Consider the following 25,281-nt stretch of genomic DNA (forward strand, 5'->3'; position numbering starts at 1 on the left):
ACCGGTAACGCCCGAGGGACACACGGTGTTTCGCCCATGACAGAAAAAGCGAAACTGCGCCTGATGGTCAAAGCCGGCTTCATCGGCGAGATGCTCATTTATCAGGCCGTCTGCCTCGTATCGCCGGCCCGGGCCCAATGCAACAATACGGCGCCCGCCACCGGCGCGACTGTCACCTGCACCGGGAGCAGCGCGACTCCCGTCATCGCCGCGCCCGGCAGCACCGGCGTCACGATCGACGTCGCGGCCGGCGCATCCGTCGGCGTGGCATATGGGAGCGGCACGCCTACCGCCGTCCTCGGCGTGCAGCAAAGCAGCAGCATCACCAATAACGGTCAGTTGTCGCTCAGCGGCGGCAGCGGCACGGGCACCAACCGCGGCGCGGCGATGGTGGGAAACATCAATGGCAACCAGCTCACCAATGCCGCCGGCGCGACCATCACGACGACGGGCGCCTTCAACGATGGCATGGCCGCCAACGGCAGCGGCAACACGCTCGTCAACAACGGCACGATCTCGACCACCGGGCCGAACGCATACGGCATGACCGCCGCCTGGGGGCAAACCAATCAGGGGCAAACGGACAACACGCTGATCAACACCGGCTCGGTGTCGACGGGCGGCAGCAACGCGCGCGCGGCTTCGATACTCGGCAGCGGCGGCACGATCAACAACAGCGGCACGCTGACGACGACCGGCACGTCCGGCACCGGCGCCTATCTTCAGGGCAACAACGACCAGTTGATCAACTCGGGCACGATCCAGACCCAGGGCACGAACGCGATTGGCGTCGATTCGAACACGGTCAGCTCCGGCTTCACCGCGACGATTCAGAACCTCGCGGGCGGACAGATCATCAGCAACGGCAGCTTTGCGATACGCACGCTCAACGGCAGATCGACGATCGTCAACGCGGGGTTGATCCAGAGCAACGTCGGCACGGCGATTTCGATGGGCGGCGGCAACGACTCGCTGGTATTGCAAACGGGATCGAGCATCGTCGGCACGGCTGATGGCGGGGCGGGCGCCAACACGGTCACGCTGCAGGGCATCGGCACCGCATCGAATGCCTTTACGAATTTCCAGAGTCTCGTCATGCACGGCAGCCTCTGGAACTGGAGCGGCACCGGCACGTTCACGAACGCCGCTGTGCAAAGCGGCACGCTGAACGTCACCGGCACGCTGGGCGCGTCCACGGCGGCAACGGTCGACGCCGGCGCCACGCTCGAAGCCAGCGCGCAAAGCATGCCGCAAAGCATCATCGACAACGGCACCGTGCTCTTCAACCAGGCCGCCGACGGCACTTACGCAGCGTCCATCGGCGGTGGCGGAAACGTCGTCAAGGCCGGCGCGGGCGTGTTGAACCTCGCGGGCAGCAATACCTATGCGGGCGGCACGACGATCAGCGGCGGGACGATTCAGGTGGGCAGCGATGCCGGTCTGGGCGCCGCTGCGGGCACCCTGACGCTCGACGGCGGCACGCTGCGGACCACCGCCGGCATGACCATCACGCGCGCGACGACACTCGGCGCGAGCGGCGGCACGTTCGAGACCGCGACGCCGGACCCGCAGGACCCGACGCAGTATCTGGCGTTTGCCGGCCCCGTGAGCGGGTCCGGCGGCCTGACGAAGACCGGCGCCGGCACCCTGATCCTGTCGGGCAATAACAGCTATACGGGGCCAACCACGGTCTCGAGCGGTTATCTGTATGTGAACGGCGACCAGAGTGCCGCCACCGGGCCGACCAGCGTCGCAGGCGGCGCGCGGCTGGGCGGCCAGGGCACCGTCGGGGGCAGCGTGACGCTGGCGGACAACGCCACGCTGGCGCCGGGATTTCAGCCGCTCACGCCCGCCACGCTGACGATCAACGGCAATCTCGCGCTCAGCAACAACACCAACGTGCTCTACAACGTCGTGCAGGCGGACGTGGCCGGCGGACCGCTGAACGACCTGACCGTCGTCCATGGGAACCTCGTGCTGGACGGGGTCTTCAACGTGCTCGATCAGGGCCAGGCGCCGCTCAGTCCCGGCGTGTACCACATCTTCAATTACGACGGCACGCTCACCAACAATGGCCTGACGCTCGGTTCCTTCGTGAGCCCGTCGTTCACGCCGACGTCGCCGCTCACCGGCTTCAGCGTTCAGACATCGATCCCGGGCGAGGTGAACCTGATCAATACCGACGGGCTTACCTTCGACTACTGGGACGGCGCCGCGGGTCCGAAGAACAACGGCGTGGTGAATGGCGGAAACGGCATCTGGCAGAACGCGCGCGGCAACGATAACTGGACCAATCCGGACGGTACGCCGAACGCTCCCTTCTCGGACGCGGGCTTTGCCGTGTTCGGGGGCGCCCCCGGAGCGGTGCAGGTGGATGCGTCGCTCGGGCCGATCAACGTGTCGGGCATGCAGTTCATGACCGATGGCTATCGGGTCGGGGGCGACACGATCAATCTGGTCGGCAGCGCGTTCGCGCCGGGCGTCACGACCGTGCGCGTGGGCGACGGCTCGTCGGAGAGCGCGGGGATGACGACGACGATCGACTCGGTGCTGGCGGGCAACACGGCGCTCGAGAAGACCGACCTCGGCACGCTGGTGCTGAACGCGGCCAACACCTATGCGGGCGGTACGGTCATCGACGGCGGCGTGTTGCAGATCGCCGCCGACCACGCGCTCGGCGCGGCCGGCAGCGCGCTGTCGCTCGACGGGGGCGCGCTGCGCACCACGCAGAGCTTTACGCTCACGCGCCCGACCACGCTCGGCGATCTGGGCGGGACGTTCGATACGACAGCGGGCACGCAGTTCACGCTGGCGACCGACATCGGCGGTACCGGCGCGCTGACGAAGACCGGCGAAGGAACCGCGATCCTCGCCGGTGCCAACAGCTACACCGGCGGCACGACGATCGACGCGGGCACGCTGCGGATCGGCGACGGCGCCACAACCGGGAGCGTGTCCGGCGACGTCCAGAACAACGCGACGCTCGCGTTCGATCGCGCAGACGTGTTCACGTTCGGCGGCGTGGTGTCCGGTACGGGCAACGTGATCCAGCAGGGCAGCGGCACGACGGTCCTCGACGCGAACAATACCTACGCGGGGACGACGACGGTGGCCGCCGGCACGCTGGCGGTCGGCGATGCGTCGCATCCGGGAGCCGCGCTGTCGGGCGGCGGCGACGTACGGGTCGAGGCGGGCGCGACGCTGGGCGGCTACGGCAGCGTGACCGGCAACGTGACGAATCTCGGCACGATCGCGGTTGCCGATGCGATATCGGCTTTCTCCGGCAACGCGGCCGCCAACGCGACCGCGGCGGCGGCGAACGCCGTGGTGGCGCGCGGCGCGCCGACGCCGGTCGCGTTCGCGCAGACGAACGGGGGCGACAGCGGCACAGGCAACTTCACGATCCACGGCAACCTGACGAATGCGGGGCTCGTGAAGCTGGGCGGCCCCGGCGTCGGCAATACGCTGACCGTTGCCGGCAACTATGCCGGCCAGCAGGGCGGGCTCGCGATCAACGCGCAACTCGGCGCGGACAACTCGCCGGCCGACCGGCTGATCGTCAGCGGCGGCGGCGCGAGCGGCAGCACGACGCTGCAGGTGAAGAACGTGGGCGGCACGGGCGGGCAAACCGTCTCGGACGGCATCCAGGTCGTGCAGGCGGCCAACGGCGCGACGACGACGCAGGGGGCGTTCACCGGCGGTACGGCCAGCGCGGGAGCGTACACCTACGAGCTCTTTCGCGGCGGGGTCACGCCGGGTACGGCGGACAACTGGTATCTGCGCTCGGCGCTCGTGGCCACGCCGGGGACGCCGTCCGTTCCGTCCGCGAACCCGTTACCGATCTACCGTGTCGGCCTGCCGATCTATACCGAGGTGCCGTCGCTCGCGCGCGAACTGATGGTTCAGCAGATCGGCACGTTCCACGACCGCATGGGCAATCAGGATCTGCTGACCGAAGACGGCACGCTGCCGGCCGGCTGGGGCCGCATGTGGGGCAATCACGTTTCGGACAGCCATACCGGTACCGCGAACCAGTCGTTCAGCGGAACGATCATCGGCGCCCAGGTGGGGCAGGACGTGTACTCGAACACGACGGCGAGCGGGCATCGCAATCGCTACGGCTTCTTTCTCGGCTTCGCCAGCGCGAGCGGCGACGTGGACGGCTTCGCGCTCGGCCGGCCGGGCTACGGGGCGGGCAGTCTGGCGATCAACTCATACAGTATCGGCGCCTACTGGACGCATATCGGTCCCGGCGGCTGGTATACGGATTCGGTGCTGACAGGCAGCACGATGACGGTCGATCCGGGTTCGAATGCGGGTGACGCGGCCTCGACCCATGCCAATGCGTTGACCGCCTCGATCGAAGGCGGCCTGCCGGTCCGTTTGCCCTATTACGGGCTGGTGGTCGAGCCGCAGGCACAACTGATCTATCAGTACACGCATATCGACGACGTGACGGATCCGGTGTCGAGCGTGTCGTTCCATAGCGCGGGCGAATGGATCGGCCGCCTCGGGGTCCGCGCGCAAGGCGAATTCTCCGCGTACGGCACACGGTGGCAGCCCTATCTGCGGCTGGACGTGCTGCGCTATTTCGGGGGAACCGACAGCGCGACTTTCGCCAATACGACGACGAGCACATCGAACGTCAGTTCGACGCAGGGGCACGTCGGCATCGGCATCTCGGCGCGGATGACCCGGAAAGTGAGCGCCTACGCGACCGCCGGATACTGGTTCAATCTGGGCGGCGAGCACCGGCAGACGGTCGGCGGCAATGCGGGTGTGCGATTGAGCTGGTAGAGGCGGGTCTTGCTTGCCATGCGCGGTGCCACGCGGCGCCGTGCCGTGCGCCAAACCCTACAACTCCGGCCGCGCGAGATCGCTTGCGGCAATATGCTCGCCGTACACCTGCGCGGCGGCGATCGCTTCGAGCCGCGTCGCGTGCGGGCCGAGTTCCGGCGCGCCGTCGAACGGAAACAGCACGCGGCCGTCGGTCGTGCGCACCACCTTCAATACGCCGAAGAAGCGCCGGTAGCCGGTCATCTTCGCGCTCGCCGAAATCTCGAAGTCGTCCTCCGACGTACCGGGGACGCTAGGAATAAACGCGGTCTTGCTCATAGTCGAAAACATCGGTTGTTCGCTGTTCCGCCACGCCGTCGCGCGGAAAACCCGAATTGTCTCAAATCCACGCCCGACCCACGCGATCCACGCGATCCACGCGATCCACGCGATCCACGCGATCCACGCGATCCACGCGATCCACGCGAGATCCGCGGGCACTCCTTCACCGCGCGAGCAAATGCACGTTGGCAACATGTCGGGTGTTCCGCCGGTGGCTTTATTCGTGAATTGCCCGCGAGTTTCACGGCTGTGTCATGCACGTTCCCTAGAGTTTGCCCGCGAATAAAACACCAATCCCCACTGGGCAACAACAAGGGCAATCAACATGTCACACCGCGTCGGGTTACGTACATTTCTGCTGTCCGCTTTCGCGGCCCTGATCGCTTTAATCGTGGCCGCTTGCGGCTCGTCGTCGTCCGACGGCGGCGGCCTCAAGGTAACGGGCCAGCAGCAGATCCGCCACGTCTTCGTCATCACGCTCGAAAACGAAAACTATTCGACGACATTCGGCGCGAACAGCAAGGCGCCGTATCTGTCGCAAACACTCGCATCGCAAGGCGCGCTCGTGCAGCAGTATTACGGCACGGGTCACGTGAGCCTCGACAACTACATCTCGATGATCAGCGGCCAGTCGGCGTCGAACGAAACCGACAACGACTGCATCACCTACGAGGACTTCAAGCTCACTGGCATGACCTCCGACGGTCAGGCGATCGGCTCGGGCTGCGTCTATCCGGCGAGCGTGAAGACGCTGCCGGACCAGTTGAAGGCGGCCGGCTATACGTGGAAGGGCTATGAAGGCGACATGGGCAACGACCCGGCGCGCGAAGCCGCTACCTGCGGCCACCCGACGCTGAACACGACGGACCTGACGCAGTCGGCCGAAGCGCCGAGCGCCGCCGTGCCGCTCGGCGACCAGTACGCGACGCGTCACAACCCGTTCATGTACTTCCACTCGATCATCGATTCGCCGGACTGCGCGCAGAACGTCGTCAATCTGAACAGGCTGCAAAGCGACCTGCAATCGGTCTCGACCACCGCGAACTTCAACCTGATCACGCCGAGCCTGTGCGACGACGGCCACGACGCGCCTTGCGTGAACGGCCAGCCGGGCGGCCTGACGAGCGCGAACACGTTTCTGCAGAAGTGGGTGCCGATTATCACGGCTTCGCCGGCGTTCCAGAAGGACGGCCTGCTGATCATCAACTTCGACGAAAGCAGCTACGCGACGGTTACGCAGTCCGCAAAGAGCGAGGATCTGATCTTCTCCGGCTCGACCTGTTGCAGCCAGCAGCCCGGTCCGAACCTGCCGTCGTATCCGGAAACGTCGTCGCTCGCCTATAACGGCCTGACGATCAACCTGACCAAGCAGAGCTTCGGCGGCGACCAGACCGGCGCGGTGATGATCTCGAAGTTCATCAAGCCGGGCACGGTGTCGACGGTGCCGTACAACCACTATTCGATGCTGAAGAGCATCGAGGACATCTTCCAGCTCGACCACCTCGGTTATGCCGGACAGGCCGGCCTGGTCGGGTTCGGCAACGATATCTTCACGAACCTGTAAGCGACTCGATGCTGTTTCCTGTCCTGCGATTCACGGCGTGCCCGAGGGCGCGCCGGGCCACGCTCGCAGCACTCGCCGCCCTGCTGGGCGGCTTGTTGCTGAGCAGCGCCGAAGCGGCGCCCGTCTCCACGCCGGCGGGCGCCGATGCCAAACCCGTCTATAGCGATGCCGCCGCGCTCGGCAAGCTGATGTTCTTCGATTCGTCGCTGTCGGCGTCGGGCAGGATGTCGTGCGCGAGCTGTCATAGTCCCGAGCACGCGTACGGGCCGCCCAACGGCCTCGCGGCGCAACTCGGCGGCGCGGATCTGCATCGGCAGGGCACACGCGCGGTGCCGAGCCTGCGTTACGTGCTCAACCGCACGCCGGTCTGGACGCATGCGCAGGCGGCCAGTCTGTCCGAGCGGCTCAGCGAAACGGATAACGCGCCCGTCGGCGGCTTCGGCTGGGACGGGCGCTTCAACTATCTGCACGATCAGGCGACGTTTCCGCTGTTCAATCCGGACGAAATGGCCAACAAGGATCCGGCGGCGCTGCTCGCGAAGCTGCGGAACACACCGTACGCGGCGCGCTTCAAGGAGGTGTTCGGCCAGAACATCTTCGCGGATCCATCGAAGGCGTTCGCGCAGGCGATGTATGCGATCGAACGCTTCGAGCTCGAAGACCCGAGCTTCCATCCATACACGAGCAAGTTCGATTACTACCTCGACGGCAAGGCGCAACTGACCGCGCAGGAGTTGCGCGGCAAGAAGCTGTTCGACGACCCCGCCGGCGGCAATTGCGCGTCCTGTCATATCGATCAACCCGGCGTGAACGGCGCGCATCCGCTGTTCACCGACTTCAACTTTCAGGCGCTCGGCGTGCCGCGCAATGCCGAGCTGAAGGTCAACGCCGATCCGAAGTACTTCGACATGGGCTTGTGCGGGCCGCTGCGCCACGATCAGGGCGACAAGGTCAACTGCGGGCTTTTCAAGTCGGTGTCGCTGCGCAATACGGCGACGCGTCATGTGTTCTTCCACAACGGCCGCTTCCATACGCTGAAGGACGCGTTGCGTTTCTATGTCCAACGCGATACCAATCCGGAGAAGTGGTATCCGAAGGATGCGCACGGCAAGGTCGACAAATTCAACGATCTGCCGGTCGCGTTGCGCGTGAACGTCGACACGACCGACGAGCCGCTCACGCGCAAGGCGGGCGAACGTCCGGTCTGGTCCGAGCGCGATATCGACGATGTCGCCGCGTTCCTCGCGACGCTGACCGACGGCTACGATCCGAAGGCAAAGCAGGCTCATTAACGAGGGTGGGTTCCGGTCGTCCTTGATTTAAAAGACAAAACTTACGGACGACCGGCGTCGGCGGGCGCAGCGGGACTATAATGCGCGGATCCGCGTACCTTCCACCCTCCGCCATGAGCCGGTTACTTTGCCTGATCGTGCTTTCGCTCGGCCTCGCGCAAAGCGCGGCGGCCGACGAAAACGCTGATCGAATATCGGCGTATCTGACGCAGAAGTTCGGTCTGGCGAGAGACAAGGCTCAAAAGATTTCCGACGCGGTGCAGTCCGCCGCCTCCAAGTACTCCCTCCCGCCGGCGCTGCTGCTCTCCATCATCTCGATCGAATCCCGCTTCAAGGAAAAGGCCCGCGGCCCCAACGGCGCGACGGGGCTGATGCAGGTGGTGCCGCAGGCGCATCGCGGGCTGCTGCGCAACGTCAAGGACCTCACCGAGCCGGGCGCGAATATCGAGGCCGGCTCGGCGATCCTGTACGGCTATATGCGCTCGGCCAACGGCGATCTGAATGCCGCGCTCAAGAGTTACGGCGGCTCGCTGGCCTATGCGCGCAAGGTGAACCTGCGCGTCGGGGACTTCGCCGAAGTCGCCGCGCCGCGGGACGGCGCCCAGCGTGCCGATGGACAGGCCGTACCGTGCGAGGCCGACCGCTGCGCCGGCGCGAACCAGTGGGCCGATGCGTTTAGCGTACCGGCGCGCGGTGCATCCTCGGCAAGCGGGGCGGTGGCGGCGTCTTCCTCTACGGTATCGACGTCCGGGGCCGCGCGTACCGCGTCGAACTGATCGCGATCGCGCGCGTATTTTCTTTTTTTATGAAGCGCCCGTCGCCGGATTCTTTCCCTGTTATGCCCCGTAATGCGGTGTCGCGCGGATGCTGCATGCTTTTTCCGCATGTCACGCGACCCGCTCTACAATGCATTCCCATTCGCGCTCACGAGGCGCTCCCTTGCAAGCGATCATGCAGATCCCGTTTTCCACAATCACCGCCGCGGCCCTGTTCGGTCTGCTGACCCTCGCCGCATGCAGCAGCACGCCGCAACCGAAACTCACCCAGGAAATGTTCGAAACCGGCGCGAGCCCTTACGCGCGCAATTTCAATTCGAGCACGACCGACAGTTGCGAAGCCGCGCGCCGCGCCCTGCTGAGCCAGGGCTATCTGACGACGATGGCGCGGCCCGATACCGTCGACGGCACGAAGAACTTCCAGCCGACCAGCGATACCCATGTGGTCGTCGAATTTCACGTCGTATGCACGCCGGGCGAAGAGGCGGCCGATACCAGCATCGTCTATGTGAACGCGGTGCAGAACGGCTTCGCGTTGAAGAAAAGCGATACGTCTGCGACCGTCGGGCTCAGCGTGCTCGGCTCGCTGTCGCTGCCGATCCGCTCGAATAACGACGCAATGGTCAAGATATCGAGCGAGACGATCCCATCGGGCAAGTTCTACGACCGGTTCTTCGGCCTCGTCGATCATTACTTGCAGACCGTCGTGCGCACGCAGCCGGTCACGAGCAGCCCGATTGAGACGCGGATGCTGCCGATGCCCGCGCCGGTTCAGGTGACGACACCGGCTGCGCTCCAGGGGCCGATGCCCGCGGCGGCTGTGCCCACGATGCCAGCACAAGCTCAAACGACGACACCTGCTGCGGCGCAGGTAACGATGTCGACGCCCACTTACCCACTACCCGGTCCAATCGGCCAGGCGGCGGCCATCGAACCCGCGAGCGGCCCGACCGTCGTGCCGTGACATCCGTGCAGCCTGTTAACTGAGCGCGGAGCGGTATTTATCCTATGTTTTTAAATTCATCCGTATACATACGTAGTAATAGTTAACAAGGGTTAAGCCGTTCTGTGGATAACTCGCAAATGTTCCGCCGCATCAACACCATGCGAAATCCATAACCCTGCTGGACACGTATGTAGAAAAACTACCTGAGCGGGATAAGTTTCACAGCCGGTGAGCGGGTACCCACCTTTATCAAGATTCCGCGCACAGGCTGTTCCTTGCGCTATCCCGAAGTTGTTCAGAGGTCGCTGTGGATAACCCGGCGCGCCGAACGCTTTCCCCATGTGCCCGAGCGCACGATTCGCGCGATGCGAAGCGCTCGTTCGCGCACATACTGCCGTCCTCCGGACGCGCACATTGAAGCCCGGTACGAAGATTGCGCGCCTTCTTTTTGCAAGCGCAACTGTTGCTATTTCGTCAAAACCATTTGGCTAACGAGCAATCCGGCATAGAGTTAAAGTGTTTTATGAAGTTCTTGGTGCAGTGCGGGGGGATGTATGAAACGCAGATCAGCACGACAGTTAGTCCGTCTTCTCTCGGACCTTCGGCATGCGGCCCATTGCAGTGCGTTACGCGCGGCCGCGACCAATCGGGCGATGGCGCTGGCAGCCGCCGAAGCTGACGAGGACACCGATGCCGCCTCCGACGGCGACAGCCCGGAGTCCTCGCGCGACGCGTATCACGACAAGCTGTTCCGGAGCCGGTCATGAGATCCGCGAGCGAACGGTCGTTACGGTTTCTGGTCGAGAAATGGCTCGCGCCGTCGCCTTCCTCGCCTGTCTACGTGACGGAATTCGGTCGCACGCGCACGTGCGGCCGGCGTTATGTTCGGGTGGAGACGTCGCCGGAAGAAGGTGGGCGGGGGCTGTTCTTCTTTCGTCACGACGACGGTTGCTGGTGCGTGTTTCCGCCGACCCCCGACACGCCGAATCTGTTCACGCACCCGCTCGCCGCGTAGCGAAGCGAGCGGGCCGGCCGGGCGACGCGTCTGAATGGCGCGGATGCTACCGCGTGCCGCCGCGCGCATCCGATATCCACGTTTAACGCAGCGGCGACGCGAACGACGAGCACCGCTCACAACGTCTGCGGCACCCGCTCCTCCCGGCCGCGCCGCCATCCCGGCAGCACCTGACACACGATCAATCCCGCCAGCATCAGCGCGCAACCGCACAGCGCGCGCGCCGTCAGCGTTTCCCCGAGCACGAGCCAGCCCGCGAACGCCGCGAACACCCCCTCCATGCTGAAGATCACCGCCGCGTGCGACGGCGCCGCATAGCGTTGCGCGACCACCTGAATCGTATAGGCGACGCCGACCGATAACGCTCCGCCGTACGCAATCGTCGGCGCCGCGCGCGCGATCACGGCGGCGCTCACCGGCTCGACGGCGAGCCCGATCAGCAGACACACGAGCCCGCAGATCACGAACTGCACGAGCGCGAGCATCAGCGTGTCGCGGCGCGCCGCGAAACGTCCGACGAGCATCATCTGCGCGGAAATCACGAGCGCGCCCGCCAGTTGATACCAGTCGCCATACAGCATCGAGAAATGCTCGTCGATGCTCAGAAAATACATGCCGACCGCCGCGAGCAGCGCGCCGAGCCAGGTGCCGAGACCCGTCCTGTGCCGCAACAGTACGCCGAGCAGCGGCACGATCACCACGTAGAGCGAGCTGATGAAGCCCGCGTTGGCGACCTTCGTGTATTGCAGGCCGATCTGCTGCAACGAAATCGACACGGCCAGCACGACGCCGAGCAACGCGCCCGCGCCGAGCAGTTCGCGGGCGCCGCCGGGTTCGCGCTTCGTCAGCTCGGCGAGCGCGGAGCGGCGTACGCAGACGATCATCGTCAGCACGACGAGCGCGCCGAGCAGAAAGCGCAAGCCGGTAAACAGAAACGGGCCGATCGCATCGAGACTCAGGCGCTGCGCGACGAACGCGGAGCCCCAGATCATTGCGGCGATCAGCATCAATACGTTGGCGCGCAGGTGTTGGCGGGTGTCGGGGTTCAAAGGTTGTTCTGTTTTGCGGTGTGGACAGGCACGCGGTGCAGCCTGTTTGCGGCGGCGCTCGCGGCAGATTACGGGCTCGACGCCCAGCCGCTTCGGAATCGCTCACATGATACGCGGGCATCCCGGCGCCGGCAGGCAAACCGCCCGACTCGCGCGATAATCGCGCAACGGCCGCGCCGTCGCCGCGCGCCGGCCCAGCTCATCCACGGGCGGACATCATGGAAGATAAAGACCGGATCGCGGGCGCCGCCAAAGCGCTCGCGATCATCGAAGCATTCGACGAGGAGCACGCGCGCATGACGCCGACGATGGTCGCCGCGCGCGCCGCCCTGTCGCGCACGGCGGCGCGCCGCTATCTGCTGACGCTGCGCGAGCTCGGCTACGTGGACACCGACGGCAAGCTGTTCTGGCTTGCGCCGCGGGTGCTGCGGCTCGGCCAGTCGTACCTCGATTCGGCGCGCCTGCCGCGCACCGTGCAGCCGTTCCTTCAGCGCATCACCGCGACCGTGCAGGAGACCGCGCTGGTCGCGATCCTCGATGAACACGACGTCGTGTACGTGGCGCGCAACGGCGTCAATCGGGCGATGGCGGTCGGTTTCGTGACCGGCTCGCGCGTGCCGGCGCCGTTGTCGTCGGCGGGACTCGTGCTGCTCGCGTTCCAGGCGCCGGACAGCATCGACCAGTGGCTCGCCACCTATCCGATCAAGGTGTTCACGCCGCATACCTATTCGACCGTCGAGCGTTTGCGCGAAGTGCTCGGCGAAATCCGCCGCAACGGCTACGTGGTGACCGATCAGCAGCTCGAGCCCGGCATGCGCGGCGTCGCGGTGCCGTTGCGCGACCGGCACGGCGCGGTGGTGGCGGCGATCAGCATCAGCATGCCGATTGGTCAGGAATCGGCGAACGCCGCGCTGCATCGGGTTCTGCCGGCATTGCAGGAGACCGCGAGCCTGCTGCGCAATCTCGTTTGAGCGTGGCCTGGAAGCGTCGGGCGGCCCACACCTACGGCCAGCTGCTCGGTAGCGGTTCGGTGTTGTCCCCGGTGACCGGATGGCCGGTATCTGAAAGCGTCTCGAAAGCAAGCTGTCTCCCAGAAAATACATATCGAGTTTTGCGCATGACAAACCGCCTACGTCTGGGTAATACTCTCCCGCGGGGAGCCCAAGGTGCCTCGAGATTCTGCCTGCTCTACCATGCAGCGGTTTTCATTTCACATCGACTCAGTCGTCTGGTTTGGGGAACAACACATGAAAAAAGTTATCGTCTCGCTCGCAGCCGCTTCGATCGCGCTGGTTTCCGTTCAGGCTTTCGCACAGGCATCGGATGCCGCTGCTGCGACTGCTGCTAGTGCACCGAAGAAGCATCACATCAAGAAGCTGAAGACCCACGGCAAGCGTGCTCCGGTTGCCGCGGCAGCTTCGGCGGCCGGCACGAACGACAAGGGCACGACGAACTAAGCTCACGCCCGCTCGTCGGGCGCGCCGTGCCGGTGTGCCGCACCGTGCCGCCAGCCGGCCGAGGTGTGCCGGTACTGCGAAAAGCGTTGCCAGCAAAAAGGCCAGAGTTCGTGCTCTGGCCTTTTTGCGTTTGAGGCGGTTTTTTTCGCGAAAAAATCAGCTTGCGAGCCCGCGCCGGATGACTTCGTCCAGCAGCCCGTTCAAGCCGTCCGGATGCGTGGCGGCGCGCGTCTTCAGTTCTTCCACGAGTTCGCCGTTAAGCTTGCACGCGAAGGCGACGAGACCTTGCGCCTGATCGAGCTTGCGCTGTTCGCGCCGGTCGATCCTGGGCTCGGCCGCCGTGCCCTTGCCGCCGTGGACCACGGCTGCCCGTTTCATCGCGTTATTGAGTTTCAGCGCCTTGTTCTTTTCAAGGTCGGTTTTTTTCATCGCCATATCGAAGGCCTCTGCCGGATAAACAAGCCCGCATTGTACGCAGCGCGATGGGCAACGCGGGTGTTCGCGTCAGCCATCGCGATCCGCCGCACCGGCGGACACGCTATCCATCAGCGCGCGCATCCTCTGCCAATGCGTGCCCTCCCAGAAGACGCGCCGGCACACGTCGCAGGTGACGAAGCGGCTATGCCGCTGCAGCACGCCCCGCGGCACGCGCGGCCCGGCTTCCTCGCGAGCGATGCGCCGCAGCGGCGCGTTGCACATCAGACACAGACGGAACGGCTGCGCGCTGCCGGCCAGATCGAGCCGATCGAACACCTCGCGTAGCTGTTCGCGCGGGCGTAGCGCGCGCACATAGCAGCCATGCGTGATGTTGCGGCGTTTCAGCAGCTCGCGGTCGCGCGTCAGCACGATGCGCTGTTGCGCGGCGGCAAGCGCTTCGATATCGGCGTCGGGATAGTGGTTGTCGTAGAGCGTATCGAAGCCGGCAAGCCGCAGAAGCGGCGCGAGGCCGCCGAGATGCGCGTCGGCGATGAAGCGCATCACGCGCAGCGGCCGCTCGCGCACGCGCAGCAGCGGCTGGATGTCGAGCGCTTCGAACTTCGGATAGACGGCGATGCGATCGCCGTCCGCGACCGGATGATTGAAATCGACCGATTCGCCATTCACGAGAATCAGCTCGATCTCGGTATGCGGCACCCCCAGCACCTCGATCATGTGTTTGGTCGTCGCGCCGCGCGCGCATACGCAAGCGAACTCGTGCCGGCGCAGCGGCCGGGCGAGAAAATCGTTGAGCTCCTCATAGAAGCGGAATGTCGCGGTGACCATGCGGGCAAGTATCGCACCGGTTTTTATTGCGCGCTGTCCTGCGCCTGTCGTATGAGTGTGCTTTACTTCGGGTTCTTTAGAAGACGGAGCGATAGATGGACATCGGTTTTATCGGACTCGGCGAGATGGGCGCCGCGATGGTTGCAAACATTCTGAAAGCCGGACACCAGGTGCGCGTGTGGAACCGCTCGCCGGAAAAGGCGCAGGCACTGGTCGAGCTGGGCGCGCAGGTCGTCGCGACGCCGGCCGAAGCCTTTGCCGGCGACGCCGTGTTGTCGATGCTCGCCGACGATAACGCGCTGCGCGAGGTCATTACCGCAACGCTGCTCGAGCATGCGCCGCGCGGGCTGATTCACGCGAACATGGCGACGATCTCGGTCGCGCTCGCCGAGGAACTGGCGACCGCGCACGCGTCGCGCGGCGTTCACTACGTGGCCGCGCCGGTGCTCGGCCGGCCCGACGTCGCGGCCGCCGGCAAGCTGACGATCGTCGCGGGCGGCCCCGCCGAATCGATCGACCGGATCCAGCCGGTTTTCGACGTGATCGGCCAGAAGACCTGGCGCATCGGCTCGCTGCCGCAACAGGCGAACGTGATGAAGCTCGCCGCCAATTTCATGATCGGCGCGGCGATCGAGACGCTCGGCGAAGCGGCAGCGCTCGTCACGGGCCACGGCCTTGCGATGCAGGACTTTCTCGATGTGATCACGAGCGGCCTGTTCCAGGGACCGGTGTATTCGGGCTACGGCAAGCTGATCGCCGATCAGCGCTTCGAGCCGGCGCTGTTCAAGGCGCGGCTCGGCCTGAAGGACGTGCGGCTCGCGCTCGCCGCCGCCGATGCGGTGACGACGCCGATGCCGGTCGCGAGCGTGGTGCGCGACAGCCTGATCGAAGCGGTCGCGCATGGCGACGGCGAGAAGGATTTCGCGGTGCTGGGCCAGGTCGCGGCGCGTCGCGCCGGCCGCTGACGAGTATAAGGACGTTGCTCGCCGCCGATGACGGCGGTGCCGCGAGCGTGAGTGGTGCGCGACAGCCTGAGCGAAGCCGTCGCGCATGCCGGCGGCGAGGCATAATAGCCGCCCGGTTTCTCTTCCCCTTTCCGATTCCGATGACTCTGCATACCTGGTGGCTGTTCGCCGCCACCGTCTTCGTCGTTTCCGCGATTCCCGGTCCGAACATGCTGCTCGTGATGACGCATGGCGCCCGGCACGGGCTGCGCCGCGCCAGCGCGACCATGGCCGGTTGCCTGTCGGCGCTGGTGCTGATGCTGGCGGTGTCGGCGGCGGGGCTCGGGGTTTTTCTCGCGGCGTGGCCGACGATGTTCAACGCGCTGCGCATGATCGGCGCGGCCTACCTCGTGTACCTCGGCATCAAGGCATGGCGCGCGCCGGCCGACGAAGCGGCCGCCCAGCATGTCGATGAACTCGCGGCCCGGCCCGCGCGCTCGCGTTTCGCGCTGTTTCGCAACGGCTTTCTGGTCGCGAGCAGCAATCCGAAGGCGATCCTGTTCGCGGCCGCGTTGCTGCCGCAATTCATCGATGCGACGCAGCCGAAGCTGCCGCAGTTCGGCGTGCTCGTTGCCACCTTCGCGGCGATCGAGGTGAGCTGGTATCTGGTGTACGCGGGTTTCGGCACGCGAATCGGCGCGAAGCTGAGGAGCCGCGGCGTCGCGCGTGTGTTCAACCGGCTGACGGGCGGGGTGTTCGTCGGTTTCGGCGCGATGCTGGCGCTGGTGCGCCACTAGGCGCGTAGCGGCCCGGCAGCAGACGGAGAAAACAGGGACGATGAATGCGGCTGTTGTATGTTTGCAACATAGAGGGTCAACCCTAATTTGCATGTTGCGACGCACCAAGTGGCTTGCTATAGTACGCCTTGTCTCCTCCATGTCTCCTCTGATATGGATTCAGCCCGCCGATCTAGGCGGGCTTTTTTTTGCCCGGAATTTGCCGGCAGCGCGAATCGGCACCGCCCGCCCGACAATAAAAAGCCGGCGGTCTGTTGCCTGGGGCCGCCGGCTTTGTCGTTTGTGGCGCGTTGAAGTCTCTACGTCGAATTCAGAACTTATACGACACCGCAAGGAAGGAAATGATCGGATCGGCGCTCAGCTTCGCCTTCGATACGCCCAGCTCCGTGCCGTCTGCCGCCTTGATGATGACCGACGACGTCGTTTTCAACGGAATGTACGTGACCGATGCGACGAGCCCCCAGTGACTGGTGATGTTGTACGCGAGCCCCGCATTGAACACCGGCGCCCACGACGACGACGCCTTCGCCGACACCTGCGTCTGTCCCGGCTTGCCCGCGCCGGCGGCGAGCACGGCGCCGAGGTTGTCCTGCGTCGACTTCACGAAGTTCTGGCTGAGCTGGATATCGGAGAACCAGTTGTAGGACACGCCGACGCCGAGGAACGGCCGCAGCTTCGCGGTCGGCGAGTTGAAGTAGTACTGGAACAGCAGCGCCGGGCTCCACTGGCGCACGCTTTTCACGATCGGATTGGCCTGCGGATCGCCGAGATCCTGAATGCCGAGCGCGCCCGCCGGCCCCGGCGGCTTGATCGTGCCGTGACCGTAGATCTTGAACGTCGGCGGCACGCCCGCCACGGTCGTCACCGCGATGTGATCGGTCAGATAGTGGCTGAACACGAGGCCGACCGTGTTCGCGGAATTGGTCGACAGCCCCGTGCCGGCCGACGTGAAGGAATTCGGCAAGCGCAGCGGCGTGTTGATCGGCGTCGGCGCGACGTTGGTCGTGAGCGGCGTGCTCGAATCCTGCGGCATCACGTGAAACCAGCCGAGCGCGGCGACGTTGTCGCCCGCCTGCTGGGCGTACGCACTGGCCGACAGCAGCGTCGCCAGTATCGCGAGACAGAATTTTTTCATCTTGTTCCTCCTCTGGCGCCCGCGCCCCTTGGCGCGCGACGGGCAGCGGCGGGCGCCGGCCCGGCCACTGTGCTGAATGTTCGTGAAGCGCCCCGCCGCCACACGCCGCGACAGGTGTGGTGGGCGCGGCATGCGAGGCAAGCGCTGCGAATCGCTGCAATCGTGCTGGCCGCCGCGGGCGCCGGCCGGTACGGCGGCGCCGCTTGCGGCAACCGTCACTGGACGAAAGCGCCGATCGTGAAGTACGGCGAAGCGGTGTTGGTCATATCGAGGTAGCCGAACACGCCGCCCGTGAAGATCATCTTTCCGGTCGGTTGGGTGCCGGTCGACGCGCCGACGTGCGTGGTCGTCACGACGCCCGGCACGGTTTGCGTGAAGTCGAGATTCAGCGCGGTCGCGAGCGAGGCCTGCGATGCGTTGAACGGATCGAGCAACGTGGCTTCGGTGCCTTCGAGCGCGGTGGTGCGATAGTCGAACTGGCTATCGACGCCGATGTACTCGCCGTTCTGTGCGTTCACCGTCGTCGCGGTTTGCGGCGACAGGATCGAGATGCCCGATTCGTCGTCGGCGTACGGGCCGAGCACGCCGTTGACCGGGACGGTCGCCGACGGGTTGGCCGCGCCGGTGCGCACGAGGATCGGCACCAACTGGCCGCGCAGCTTGCCGACGATCATGTAGCCGCGCGCTGCCGGCGTCGTGGCGAGCGTCGGCTTCGCCTGGCCGAGGAAGTTGTTGGTCTGGAATGCGCCGCTGCCATCGGCCGCCGGCGCGAAGTTCGTGCCCGGCTGCTGGCACGTGCCCGCGTTCACACCGGTGTTGTCGCACTCGGTCCACGTGCCGTTGGCGTTGATCGTGATCTTCGAGTCGACCGCGACTGGCGCGAAGCTCTGCGACGGCACCTGGTGATAGCCGACCTGGTTATAGTTGCCGGCGACGTTCGCGAGACTGGTTTCAATCGACGAAAAACCGATGAACGGGTAGTACGGGAACGTCGTGTCGGGCACGGCGCCGACGCCGAGCACGCCGCCGAACGAGATTTCCGCGCCGGGAATCGTGCCGCCCGCGACGCCCTCGCCGACGAAGATGCGCGCCGGACGGTCCGGATCGAGACTCGCGCCGTTCAGCCGGAACGCGCACTGGTTGAGCTTGTTGGTCGGCAGCAGGGTTTCCTGGGTCAGCGTGCCGCTCGCGGTCTGCCCCGCGCGCGTCGGGGTGACAGTGCCGGTGGCGGCGGGAATCGGAGACTCGATGTAGTTGATCTGCCACGTCATCTTCGTCGTATCGAGCTGCAGCTTGACGAGCTCGCCGTCGCCGCCGCCGCCCGTGAAGACCGTGTTGTAGTCGAGCGACGAAGGACACAGCCGGGTTTCGGTCAGCGGTCCGTCGCCGTTACTGCTGCCGCCGCCACTGCCGCCGCACGCCCCTAGCAACGGTGCGCAAAAAGCGAGCACCGCAAGGATTCTCCAGTTCATACCGCCTCCAGAATGTTCTCGTTGTATGTGGCCGGCTCCCATTGCGGCCACCTTCTGTTGATGTATCCCGCGCCGTGGATTGCGGGGCGGCCGCGCGTTGCACGCGGCCGGTGCCTGCTGCATTTATTTGCTGATCTGCGCGCCGATGCCGAAGTACGGCGCGCTCGGCGTATCGGCGTTGGCCGAAGTCGACGTGATGCCGCCGTTTTCCGAGCCCTGGATCACGACCGCGTACAGGCCGCCCGAGGCGATCGCGAAGCCGGGTTTGCTGTTCTTGTCCTGCACGTTGACGAGGCCGGGACTCGACGCGCCGTAACTGAGACCGACCGTGTCTTCCGCGGCGGACGTCGACGGATTGATAAAGGTGGCCGCGGCGCCCTGGACCAGCGTTGCCGTGTACTTGAAGTTCGAATCCGCGCCGACGTAGCCGCCGTCGAAACCGCCCGAGGCGAGCGGCGTCGCCGCGGCGAGCATCGCGATGCCGGACTCGTCGTCGACCTTGGCGGCGAGCAGGTTGCTCGTGTCGACGTAACCGGTGCGGACCACGAGCGGGATCGTCGCGCCGTTGAGCTGGCCGAGAATCATGTGCGCGGTGCCGAAGTTGCCGGTGCGCAGCGGGTTGGACGTGGCGCCGGTGGCCGGCACGATCTGCGGCGGGCTGCTGCTGTCGAAGTAGCCATTGCTGTTGAGCGTGAGCGCGCCGCCGGTGGAGAGACACCCGCTCGAACTCGGCGACGTGCAGTTGCCGCTCGCGTCGAACGTTTCGACCGAGTTCGTCGCGACGGTCTCGTAGTTCGCGGTCGGCGAGAGGTGATACAGCAGCGCGTTGTAGGTGCCGGGCAGCTTCGTGATGTCGGTAGTCGTGCTGGCGAAGCCGAGGAACGGATAGAAATCGAAGTGCCGCTTGTTGACCGCGCCGATGGTCGTGACAATCAGGTTGACGCCCGCGTATTCGACCGTCGCGCCCGGAATGCCGCCGCCCGCGACGCCCTTGCCGATCAGGATCATCGGCGGATTCGGGTTGTTGACGAAGTCCGGCGTCGTGTAGGTCGTGCCGTCCGACGCGGTGCCGGTGCCCGCGCCGAGGATGAACGCGCAGCGCGTCTGCTCGGCGGTCGGCAGCATGCCGGTCGGCGGATGAATCACCGCGCCGCTGATCTGCGTGCCCTTGCGCGTGACGGACACGCTCGCGCTGGTGAGCGGGATCGGCGACTCGAGCCACTTCAGCGTGTAGGTCATCGAAGTGGCGTCGATGTTCAACTGCACGATTTCGCCGCTGCCCGCGCCACCGAGATAAGTGCTTTTGACGATGTCGGCGTTGTCGGGACACAGCGTCGCCGTGCTCGAACTCGGTGTAGGCGCACCTTGCGCGCCGCAACTCGCGCCCGAGCATTGCGGTGCGTTGATGGGGCCCGGATTGTCGGCCTTGCCGCCACCGCAAGCAATCAGTAAAGGCGCTACGGCAATGGCCATTGCCAGGCCGCGAGTCATGGCATACGACATGCTGCTGTCTCCCTTCATGTAATTGTGCGGAGTAATTTTGCTGTGCGTTTAATGGCTGTCAATTGAATGAGCCGTCTAAAAAGGCCGATTCAAACAGCGTGAATTTCAGCGCGCGCGCACCGTCCGGACGCCTGCGGCTCTTTTAAACGGAAAAGTATTTTTCGCCCCGGACGCAGCATCGTGGGTTCGCCGCACTGCCTTGCTGGGCAAGCGTCGCGGCAAAAAGGCTCTATCATCCTGGCACGAGCGTTCGCAAAAAAATCCGGAGTTTCCCCAGGCGGAAAACTATGCTGTGCGATTCAGTCGGGGGAATGAATTACCGGTATCCCACTAGTCAGGATTGGCATTCCGGGTTTTATATTTTCTGTAATGCGGGCTACTACCGAGTGCAATTTCCACGTGAATTTAAATTCGCGCGCTTTTAAAAAAAGCCGGTCTGCAAAGACCGGCTTTTCGAGGGGGATGGCGCACGCTTGACGGCGTATCGCCGTGCGCCGGGAGATTCTTCGCTTAGCGTTTCAGGCCAGACTCTTCGGCTGCGCCGATCGCCAGGTTCATACACTGGATCGCCGCGCCCGATGCGCCCTTGCCCAGGTTGTCCAGACGCGCGACGGTCACGAAGCGCTCCTCGTTGCCGAACACGAACAGGTCGACACGATTGGTGTCGTTGTTCGCCTGGACGTCGAAGAAACCGTTGTCGAGATTCGCGTCGGCATCGAACGGCGCGACGCGCACGAATGCTTCACCTGCGTAGTACTCGGCGAACAGCGCCAGTACGTCCTGCGGCGTCGCCTTCTTGGCCAGTTGGCTCGGCGAAAAGTACGTGGTGACCGCGAGACCCTTATAGAAATCGCCGACGATCGGCGTGAAGACCGGTGCCGACTTCAGGCCCGTATGCGCGGCCATTTCCGGCAGATGCTTGTGCGTAAGACCGAGCGCGTATGGGCGAGGGCTTTTCAGCCCGTCGTTGCCGCCCGCTTCGTAGTCGGCAATCATCTTCTTGCCGCCGCCGCTGTAGCCGGTGATCGAGTAAGCGTGCGCGGCGAATTCGGGCGCCACGACGCCGGCTTCGACGAGCGGGCGCATCGCGAGCACGAATGCCGATGCATGGCAGCCCGGCACGGCGATGCGTTTGGCGCTACGCAGACGCTCGCGTTGCGCACGGGTCAGTTCGGGCAGGCCGTAGGCCCAGTCGGACGAGGTGCGGAACGCGGTGCTGGCGTCGATCAGTACCGTGTGCCCGTTTTCGACGAGCGACGCGGATTCGCGCGAGGCGACGTCGGGCAGGCACAGGAACGTGACATCCGATGCGTTGATGAGACGACGGCGCTCGTCGAGATCCTTGCGCTTCGCTTCTTCGATACGCAGGATTTCCACATCGGCGCGTTGCGACAGGTATTCAAAAATCTTCAGGCCCGTCGTGCCTTCCTGTCCGTCGACAAAAACTTTCGTGCTCATCTCGATCTCACTCGCTGGAAACGGGGCGCGACGCCGCGCCGGAACGTTGTATTTTAAGACGTCATGGCCGCGCTCGTGCAATGCAGCGCGAAAAAACGACGATGCGCGCCGAAAGTGACACGAGCGTGACCTGTTACGGAGCAGATGCCCGCCGAAGCGGGAGGGTTCGCGGCGGATCGACGGTGTGGGCATGCGCGGCCACGCGCCGGCCGCGAAGGCGCGCCGCTAACCGCGCGTCGCTAGCCGCGCGCCGCGATCCATCTCGCCGTCACGCCGGCGATGCGCGCGCCGAACATGCGCGCGGTCTCGAGATCGCCCGGCGGCGGCGCTTCCTCGGGCGACGCATCGGCCGCCGATTGCGTGAGCAACCCGGTAAAGCCACCGACGTAGTTCAGATCGTTGCGGGTTGCGGCCTTCGTATTCGACGGCATCATGCCGGTGCCCGCCCAGATCATGCTGTGCTGCATCGCCAGCGTGACGAGGTACTGGATCGTCGAGAACTTGTCGCCGTTCATCGTCGCGGAGTTCGTGAAGCCGGCCGCGATCTTGTCCTTCCACGCCTGGCTGAACCACGGTTTCGAACTCGCGTCGGCGAACTTCTTGAAGTCGGCCGACGGCCCGCCCATGTAGGTCGGCGCGCCGAAGATCAGCGCATCGGCGGCGGCCAGTTCGTCCCACGATGCGTCGTCCATCTCGCCGACCGGCATCAGTTTCGCCTGCGCGCCCGCTTCGAGCGCGCCCGCGAGAATGGCCTCCGCGACCTTCTTCGTGTGGCCGTAGCCGCTGTGATAAACGATGACGATCTTCGACATGGCGTGCTCCAGCAAAGTTATCAGGCAAGGTGATGCGAGGCGATGGCGCGCGGTCATGCAGGCAGCTTGCGGCGCGGCATGACGATGGCCTGCGCGCGAACGAACCGAACCAGCGGAACCAGCAGAACAGATAAAACAGGCGGAACGTATAAAACAGCCGCAACGAATACCGCTAGCGCCCGTAACTGACAATGAGCCGCGCGCTGCCGATCGTCGCCGTGCCGATCTCATGATCGAACATCAGTGCGGGACGTCCTTGCGCGAGACGCAGATCGGCGGAGTTCAGCGCATAGACGGTGATGATATAGCGATGTGGTTTGCCCGGCGGCGGGCACGGGCCGCCGTAGCCGTCGGTATCGAAGTCGTTGCGCGCTTCGACCGCGCCGAGCTTCTTCAGGAAGCCGGACGAGCTCGCGTTCTCCGGCAAGCTTTCGGTGGTGGCCGGAATGCCCGCGACCGCCCAGTGCCACCAGCCGCGCCCCGGCGCATCCTCGTCGAACATCGTGACCGCGAAGCCGCGGGTGCCGGCCGGCGCGTTGCGCCATGTCAACTGCGGCGAATGATTTTCGCCCTTGCAGTCGTTCTGATCGAAAACCTGCGCAATCTGCACGGTGCCGCCCGCGCGCGCGTTCGCGCTCGTCAATGTGAAGGTGCCGTCGGCGTGCACGCGGGAGATATGCGCCGCGACCAGCGCAAGCCCGAGCATCGCGCGGATAGCGAAAGATTGACGCCACCACGGTGAAGCCAGCGAAACAGCCAGGCAACGCGCGCGCATGTGCCGGTTCTCCTGTCAGCACGCGAGACGAGTATCCTCGCGAGGGTCGTTGTCCTTGATCGTGCCCGAAGTCGAATCAAGTCTAACATCAGCTCTGCGATCGGATCATTGTTCGAGACTCGCGGAATTAGCAGATAGGAAATCAGCTATAGTGCGAAGAATTGTCGCGCGACCCTCACTGCGTTTTATCCGCTTGCAGGCAGCATAGAAAAAAGTGTTAGAAGTCGTGGAGACCGGTTTATCCGTAGAAAGGAGGGCGATGCAAGCTTCAGTCAGGGTCGTGGTTGCGGATGATCATCCGGTCATTCTGTTTGGCGCCGAACACGCGCTACTCAAGTTTCCAGGTCTGCAGGTCGTGGGGCGCGCGCGGCAGTCGACGGAACTCGTCAGCGTGCTGCAAACCACCGCCTGCGACGTGCTCGTCACCGATCTCGCCATGCCGGGCGGCCAGTATGGCGACGGCCTGCAACTGATCGGCTATCTGCGCCGCACTTTCCCGAACCTGCCCATCGTCGTGCTGACGATGCTCGAGAATGTCGCGCTGCTCAAGCGGCTCAGCGATCTCGGCGTGACGGCAGTCGTCAACAAATCTGACGATCTCAGCCATATCGGGCTCGCGGTACAGCACGTCAGCCATAACCTCGAATACATGAGCCCGTCGGTGAAGACGGCGCTTGATGCATTGCGAATAAGTTCGCGCGGCAAGGGCACGGAAGCGATGCTGTCGGGGCGCGAACTGGAGGTCGTGCGGCTGTTCGTTTCCGGCCTGACGATCAAGGAAATTTCCACGCTGCTCAATCGCAGTATCAAGACGATCAGCACGCAGAAGAATACGGCGATGCGCAAGCTCGGCATCGATCGCGATTCCGAGCTGTTTCAGTATGCACAGAGCAATGGCTTGCTGAATCTGTCGTCGCATTCGGCGGACGACACGGGCGACGAGTCATGACTTCGCGGCCGGTTTTGCCGGGTAATCGGCGTTGACGCAAAAAAGCCGCCTGTCGCGAGACAGGCGGCTTTTTCATTCAATCCGCGTAAATTACTGCGGCGTGGAGGTGGCGCCGCCGTGCGCCGCCGACCACTCGGCCGGCGCGTGCAGGAATTTTTCCACTTCGTCGATCGTCTTCGTGTCGAAGTAGCTGTTTTCCTTCGCGACGCGCAGCACGTCCCACCACGTGGCGAGCGCGTGCAGATCGACGTCGATGTCTTTCAGCACCGACACGCTTTCCTTGAAGATGTTGTAGTGGAACAGCACGAAGCAGTGGTTCACCGTCGCGCCGGCGGTGCGCAGCGCGTTGATGAAGTTGATCTTGCTGCGGCTGTCGGTGGTCAGGTCTTCGACCAGCAGCACGCGCTGGCCTTCGGTCAGCAGGCCTTCGATTTGCGCATTGCGCCCGAACCCCTTCGGCTTCTTGCGCACGTATTGCATCGGCACCATCAGGCGGTCGGACAGCCATGCCGCGAACGGGATGCCGGCGGTTTCGCCGCCGGCGACCGCGTCGATCTGCTCATAGCCGACGTCGCGCAGGATCGTCGCTTCGGCCATGTCCATCAGGCCGCGGCGCACGCGCGGATACGAGATCAGTTTGCGGCAGTCGATATAAACCGGGCTCGCCCAGCCGGACGTGAAAATATACGGTTTCTCCGCGTTGAAATGCACTGCTTGCACTTCGAGCAGCATCTTGGCGGTCGTGTCGGAGATCGTCTGGCGATCGAAGCCTGTCATGGGCGGATCCTTCGGAGTGAGCGGGGGAGAAGCGGGCGCTGGGCCCGGTGGCGCAGCAAGCGAGGTATGCCGCGCCGTGTTGGGCGGAATACGCGGCCGGCTGTGGAGCAGACCGGCTTTTGCTGCGCGCGTGGGCGGCTATTTTACCCGAAATGGGTCTGGCCGAGGAGGCCGTCGTG

22 protein-coding genes are annotated in these 25,281 nt (G+C 64.8%); 11 read left to right on the plus strand and 11 right to left on the minus strand.

Translation table 11 applies throughout. The features are described 5' to 3' along the window. Window positions 1-90: 90 nt before the first annotated feature. Entirely contained in the window at window positions 91-4,797 is a 4,707-nt protein-coding gene (locus QM685_RS30395) for an autotransporter outer membrane beta-barrel domain-containing protein (RefSeq protein WP_415122501.1), read from the plus strand. A 57-nt stretch (window positions 4,798-4,854) separates the two neighbouring features. Here the strand turns inward: QM685_RS30395 and QM685_RS30400 are convergent, their stop codons facing one another. Then, window positions 4,855-5,115: a DUF6723 family protein gene (locus QM685_RS30400; RefSeq protein WP_415122503.1), complete on the minus strand. Its 261-nt coding sequence runs from the start codon at window positions 5,113-5,115 to the stop codon at window positions 4,855-4,857. 328 nt (window positions 5,116-5,443) lie between these two features. Here QM685_RS30400 and QM685_RS30405 point away from each other — a divergent pair, with 328 nt between their 5' ends. From QM685_RS30405 to QM685_RS30425, 5 genes are all read left to right on the plus strand, one after another. Beyond that, the gene (locus QM685_RS30405) at window positions 5,444-6,682 is read left to right on the plus strand and encodes an alkaline phosphatase family protein (protein ID WP_415122432.1); all 1,239 of its coding nucleotides are present in this window, start codon (window positions 5,444-5,446) and stop codon (window positions 6,680-6,682) included. A gap of 8 nt (window positions 6,683-6,690) precedes the next feature. Further along, complete coding sequence (locus QM685_RS30410; protein WP_415122434.1) at window positions 6,691-7,974, plus strand: cytochrome-c peroxidase; 1,284 nt, start codon at window positions 6,691-6,693, stop codon at window positions 7,972-7,974. Between the two features lie 113 nt (window positions 7,975-8,087). Further along, complete coding sequence (locus QM685_RS30415; RefSeq protein WP_415122505.1) at window positions 8,088-8,750, plus strand: lytic transglycosylase domain-containing protein; 663 nt, start codon at window positions 8,088-8,090, stop codon at window positions 8,748-8,750. Between the two features lie 175 nt (window positions 8,751-8,925). Further along, the gene (locus QM685_RS30420; RefSeq protein WP_415122507.1) at window positions 8,926-9,714 is read left to right on the plus strand and encodes a DUF2242 domain-containing protein; all 789 of its coding nucleotides are present in this window, start codon (window positions 8,926-8,928) and stop codon (window positions 9,712-9,714) included. 745 nt (window positions 9,715-10,459) lie between these two features. Then, entirely contained in the window at window positions 10,460-10,711 is a 252-nt protein-coding gene (locus QM685_RS30425) for a hypothetical protein (protein ID WP_415122436.1), read from the plus strand. Between the two features lie 116 nt (window positions 10,712-10,827). Here QM685_RS30425 and QM685_RS30430 read toward each other — a convergent pair whose 3' ends face one another. Next, window positions 10,828-11,760 carry a DMT family transporter gene (locus tag QM685_RS30430; protein ID WP_415122438.1) on the minus strand — a complete coding sequence of 311 codons (933 nt, stop codon included), beginning with the start codon at window positions 11,758-11,760 and terminating at the stop codon, window positions 10,828-10,830. A 218-nt stretch (window positions 11,761-11,978) separates the two neighbouring features. Between QM685_RS30430 and QM685_RS30435 the strand changes: the two genes are divergently transcribed. Together QM685_RS30435 and QM685_RS30440 are read left to right on the plus strand one after the other, a co-directional pair. Then, a complete protein-coding gene (locus tag QM685_RS30435) occupies window positions 11,979-12,731 on the plus strand; it encodes an IclR family transcriptional regulator C-terminal domain-containing protein (protein ID WP_415122440.1) in 753 nt (250 codons plus the stop codon). Window positions 12,732-13,007: 276 nt separating this feature from the next. Beyond that, the gene (locus QM685_RS30440; RefSeq protein ID WP_415122442.1) at window positions 13,008-13,217 is read left to right on the plus strand and encodes a hypothetical protein; all 210 of its coding nucleotides are present in this window, start codon (window positions 13,008-13,010) and stop codon (window positions 13,215-13,217) included. A gap of 156 nt (window positions 13,218-13,373) precedes the next feature. Here QM685_RS30440 and QM685_RS30445 read toward each other — a convergent pair whose 3' ends face one another. Both QM685_RS30445 and QM685_RS30450 read right to left on the minus strand, forming a co-directional pair. Continuing rightward, window positions 13,374-13,652, minus strand: a complete 279-nt coding sequence (locus tag QM685_RS30445) for a hypothetical protein (protein WP_415122444.1) — start codon at window positions 13,650-13,652, stop codon at window positions 13,374-13,376. 69 nt (window positions 13,653-13,721) lie between these two features. Further along, window positions 13,722-14,480, minus strand: coding sequence for a Mut7-C RNAse domain-containing protein (locus QM685_RS30450; protein WP_415122446.1), 759 nt, complete (start codon window positions 14,478-14,480; stop codon window positions 13,722-13,724). Between the two features lie 95 nt (window positions 14,481-14,575). Here QM685_RS30450 and QM685_RS30455 point away from each other — a divergent pair, with 95 nt between their 5' ends. Together QM685_RS30455 and QM685_RS30460 are read left to right on the plus strand one after the other, a co-directional pair. Beyond that, complete coding sequence (locus QM685_RS30455; protein WP_415122448.1) at window positions 14,576-15,445, plus strand: NAD(P)-dependent oxidoreductase; 870 nt, start codon at window positions 14,576-14,578, stop codon at window positions 15,443-15,445. A 140-nt stretch (window positions 15,446-15,585) separates the two neighbouring features. Then, window positions 15,586-16,221 (plus strand): LysE family translocator, encoded by a 636-nt coding sequence (locus QM685_RS30460; RefSeq protein ID WP_415122450.1) that lies wholly within the window; start codon window positions 15,586-15,588, stop codon window positions 16,219-16,221. Window positions 16,222-16,531: 310 nt separating this feature from the next. Here the strand turns inward: QM685_RS30460 and QM685_RS30465 are convergent, their stop codons facing one another. The 6 genes from QM685_RS30465 to QM685_RS30490 form a co-directional block, all read right to left on the minus strand. Next, window positions 16,532-17,356, minus strand: coding sequence for an OmpW/AlkL family protein (locus tag QM685_RS30465; protein WP_415122452.1), 825 nt, complete (start codon window positions 17,354-17,356; stop codon window positions 16,532-16,534). 215 nt (window positions 17,357-17,571) lie between these two features. After that, the gene (locus QM685_RS30470) at window positions 17,572-18,828 is read right to left on the minus strand and encodes a DUF2957 domain-containing protein (RefSeq protein WP_415122454.1); all 1,257 of its coding nucleotides are present in this window, start codon (window positions 18,826-18,828) and stop codon (window positions 17,572-17,574) included. A 123-nt stretch (window positions 18,829-18,951) separates the two neighbouring features. Further along, a complete protein-coding gene (locus tag QM685_RS30475) occupies window positions 18,952-20,331 on the minus strand; it encodes a DUF2957 domain-containing protein (protein ID WP_415122456.1) in 1,380 nt (459 codons plus the stop codon). Window positions 20,332-20,841: 510 nt separating this feature from the next. Beyond that, entirely contained in the window at window positions 20,842-21,789 is a 948-nt protein-coding gene (argC, locus tag QM685_RS30480; RefSeq protein ID WP_415122458.1) for an N-acetyl-gamma-glutamyl-phosphate reductase, read from the minus strand. Window positions 21,790-22,028: 239 nt separating this feature from the next. Then, window positions 22,029-22,601: a flavodoxin family protein gene (locus tag QM685_RS30485; protein WP_415122460.1), complete on the minus strand. Its 573-nt coding sequence runs from the start codon at window positions 22,599-22,601 to the stop codon at window positions 22,029-22,031. A 172-nt stretch (window positions 22,602-22,773) separates the two neighbouring features. Continuing rightward, window positions 22,774-23,376: a YbhB/YbcL family Raf kinase inhibitor-like protein gene (locus tag QM685_RS30490; RefSeq protein WP_415122462.1), complete on the minus strand. Its 603-nt coding sequence runs from the start codon at window positions 23,374-23,376 to the stop codon at window positions 22,774-22,776. Between the two features lie 259 nt (window positions 23,377-23,635). Between QM685_RS30490 and QM685_RS30495 the strand changes: the two genes are divergently transcribed. Further along, a complete protein-coding gene (locus QM685_RS30495) occupies window positions 23,636-24,325 on the plus strand; it encodes a response regulator (RefSeq protein ID WP_415122464.1) in 690 nt (229 codons plus the stop codon). Between the two features lie 90 nt (window positions 24,326-24,415). Here QM685_RS30495 and QM685_RS30500 read toward each other — a convergent pair whose 3' ends face one another. Next, window positions 24,416-25,102, minus strand: coding sequence for an orotate phosphoribosyltransferase (locus tag QM685_RS30500; RefSeq protein ID WP_415122466.1), 687 nt, complete (start codon window positions 25,100-25,102; stop codon window positions 24,416-24,418). Window positions 25,103-25,281 lie beyond the last annotated feature (179 nt).

The organism is Paraburkholderia sp., from assembly GCF_047605525.1.
Taxonomy (GTDB): Bacteria; Pseudomonadota; Gammaproteobacteria; order Burkholderiales; family Burkholderiaceae; genus Paraburkholderia.

Coding starts and splice junctions, on each gene's coding strand:
- QM685_RS30395 (WP_415122501.1), top strand. CDS start 91: ATGCTCATTTATCAGGCCGTCTGCCTCGTATCGCCGGCCCGGGCCCAA.
- QM685_RS30400 (WP_415122503.1), bottom strand. CDS start 5,115: ATGAGCAAGACCGCGTTTATTCCTAGCGTCCCCGGTACGTCGGAGGAC.
- QM685_RS30405 (WP_415122432.1), top strand. CDS start 5,444: ATGTCACACCGCGTCGGGTTACGTACATTTCTGCTGTCCGCTTTCGCG.
- QM685_RS30410 (WP_415122434.1), top strand. CDS start 6,691: ATGCTGTTTCCTGTCCTGCGATTCACGGCGTGCCCGAGGGCGCGCCGG.
- QM685_RS30415 (WP_415122505.1), top strand. CDS start 8,088: ATGAGCCGGTTACTTTGCCTGATCGTGCTTTCGCTCGGCCTCGCGCAA.
- QM685_RS30420 (WP_415122507.1), top strand. CDS start 8,926: ATGCAGATCCCGTTTTCCACAATCACCGCCGCGGCCCTGTTCGGTCTG.
- QM685_RS30425 (WP_415122436.1), top strand. CDS start 10,460: ATGAGATCCGCGAGCGAACGGTCGTTACGGTTTCTGGTCGAGAAATGG.
- QM685_RS30435 (WP_415122440.1), top strand. CDS start 11,979: ATGGAAGATAAAGACCGGATCGCGGGCGCCGCCAAAGCGCTCGCGATC.
- QM685_RS30440 (WP_415122442.1), top strand. CDS start 13,008: ATGAAAAAAGTTATCGTCTCGCTCGCAGCCGCTTCGATCGCGCTGGTT.
- QM685_RS30445 (WP_415122444.1), bottom strand. CDS start 13,652: ATGGCGATGAAAAAAACCGACCTTGAAAAGAACAAGGCGCTGAAACTC.
- QM685_RS30450 (WP_415122446.1), bottom strand. CDS start 14,480: ATGGTCACCGCGACATTCCGCTTCTATGAGGAGCTCAACGATTTTCTC.
- QM685_RS30455 (WP_415122448.1), top strand. CDS start 14,576: ATGGACATCGGTTTTATCGGACTCGGCGAGATGGGCGCCGCGATGGTT.
- QM685_RS30460 (WP_415122450.1), top strand. CDS start 15,586: ATGACTCTGCATACCTGGTGGCTGTTCGCCGCCACCGTCTTCGTCGTT.
- QM685_RS30465 (WP_415122452.1), bottom strand. CDS start 17,356: ATGAAAAAATTCTGTCTCGCGATACTGGCGACGCTGCTGTCGGCCAGT.
- QM685_RS30470 (WP_415122454.1), bottom strand. CDS start 18,828: ATGAACTGGAGAATCCTTGCGGTGCTCGCTTTTTGCGCACCGTTGCTA.
- QM685_RS30475 (WP_415122456.1), bottom strand. CDS start 20,331: ATGTCGTATGCCATGACTCGCGGCCTGGCAATGGCCATTGCCGTAGCG.
- argC (WP_415122458.1), bottom strand. CDS start 21,789: ATGAGCACGAAAGTTTTTGTCGACGGACAGGAAGGCACGACGGGCCTG.
- QM685_RS30485 (WP_415122460.1), bottom strand. CDS start 22,601: ATGTCGAAGATCGTCATCGTTTATCACAGCGGCTACGGCCACACGAAG.
- QM685_RS30490 (WP_415122462.1), bottom strand. CDS start 23,376: ATGCGCGCGCGTTGCCTGGCTGTTTCGCTGGCTTCACCGTGGTGGCGT.
- QM685_RS30495 (WP_415122464.1), top strand. CDS start 23,636: ATGCAAGCTTCAGTCAGGGTCGTGGTTGCGGATGATCATCCGGTCATT.
- QM685_RS30500 (WP_415122466.1), bottom strand. CDS start 25,102: ATGACAGGCTTCGATCGCCAGACGATCTCCGACACGACCGCCAAGATG.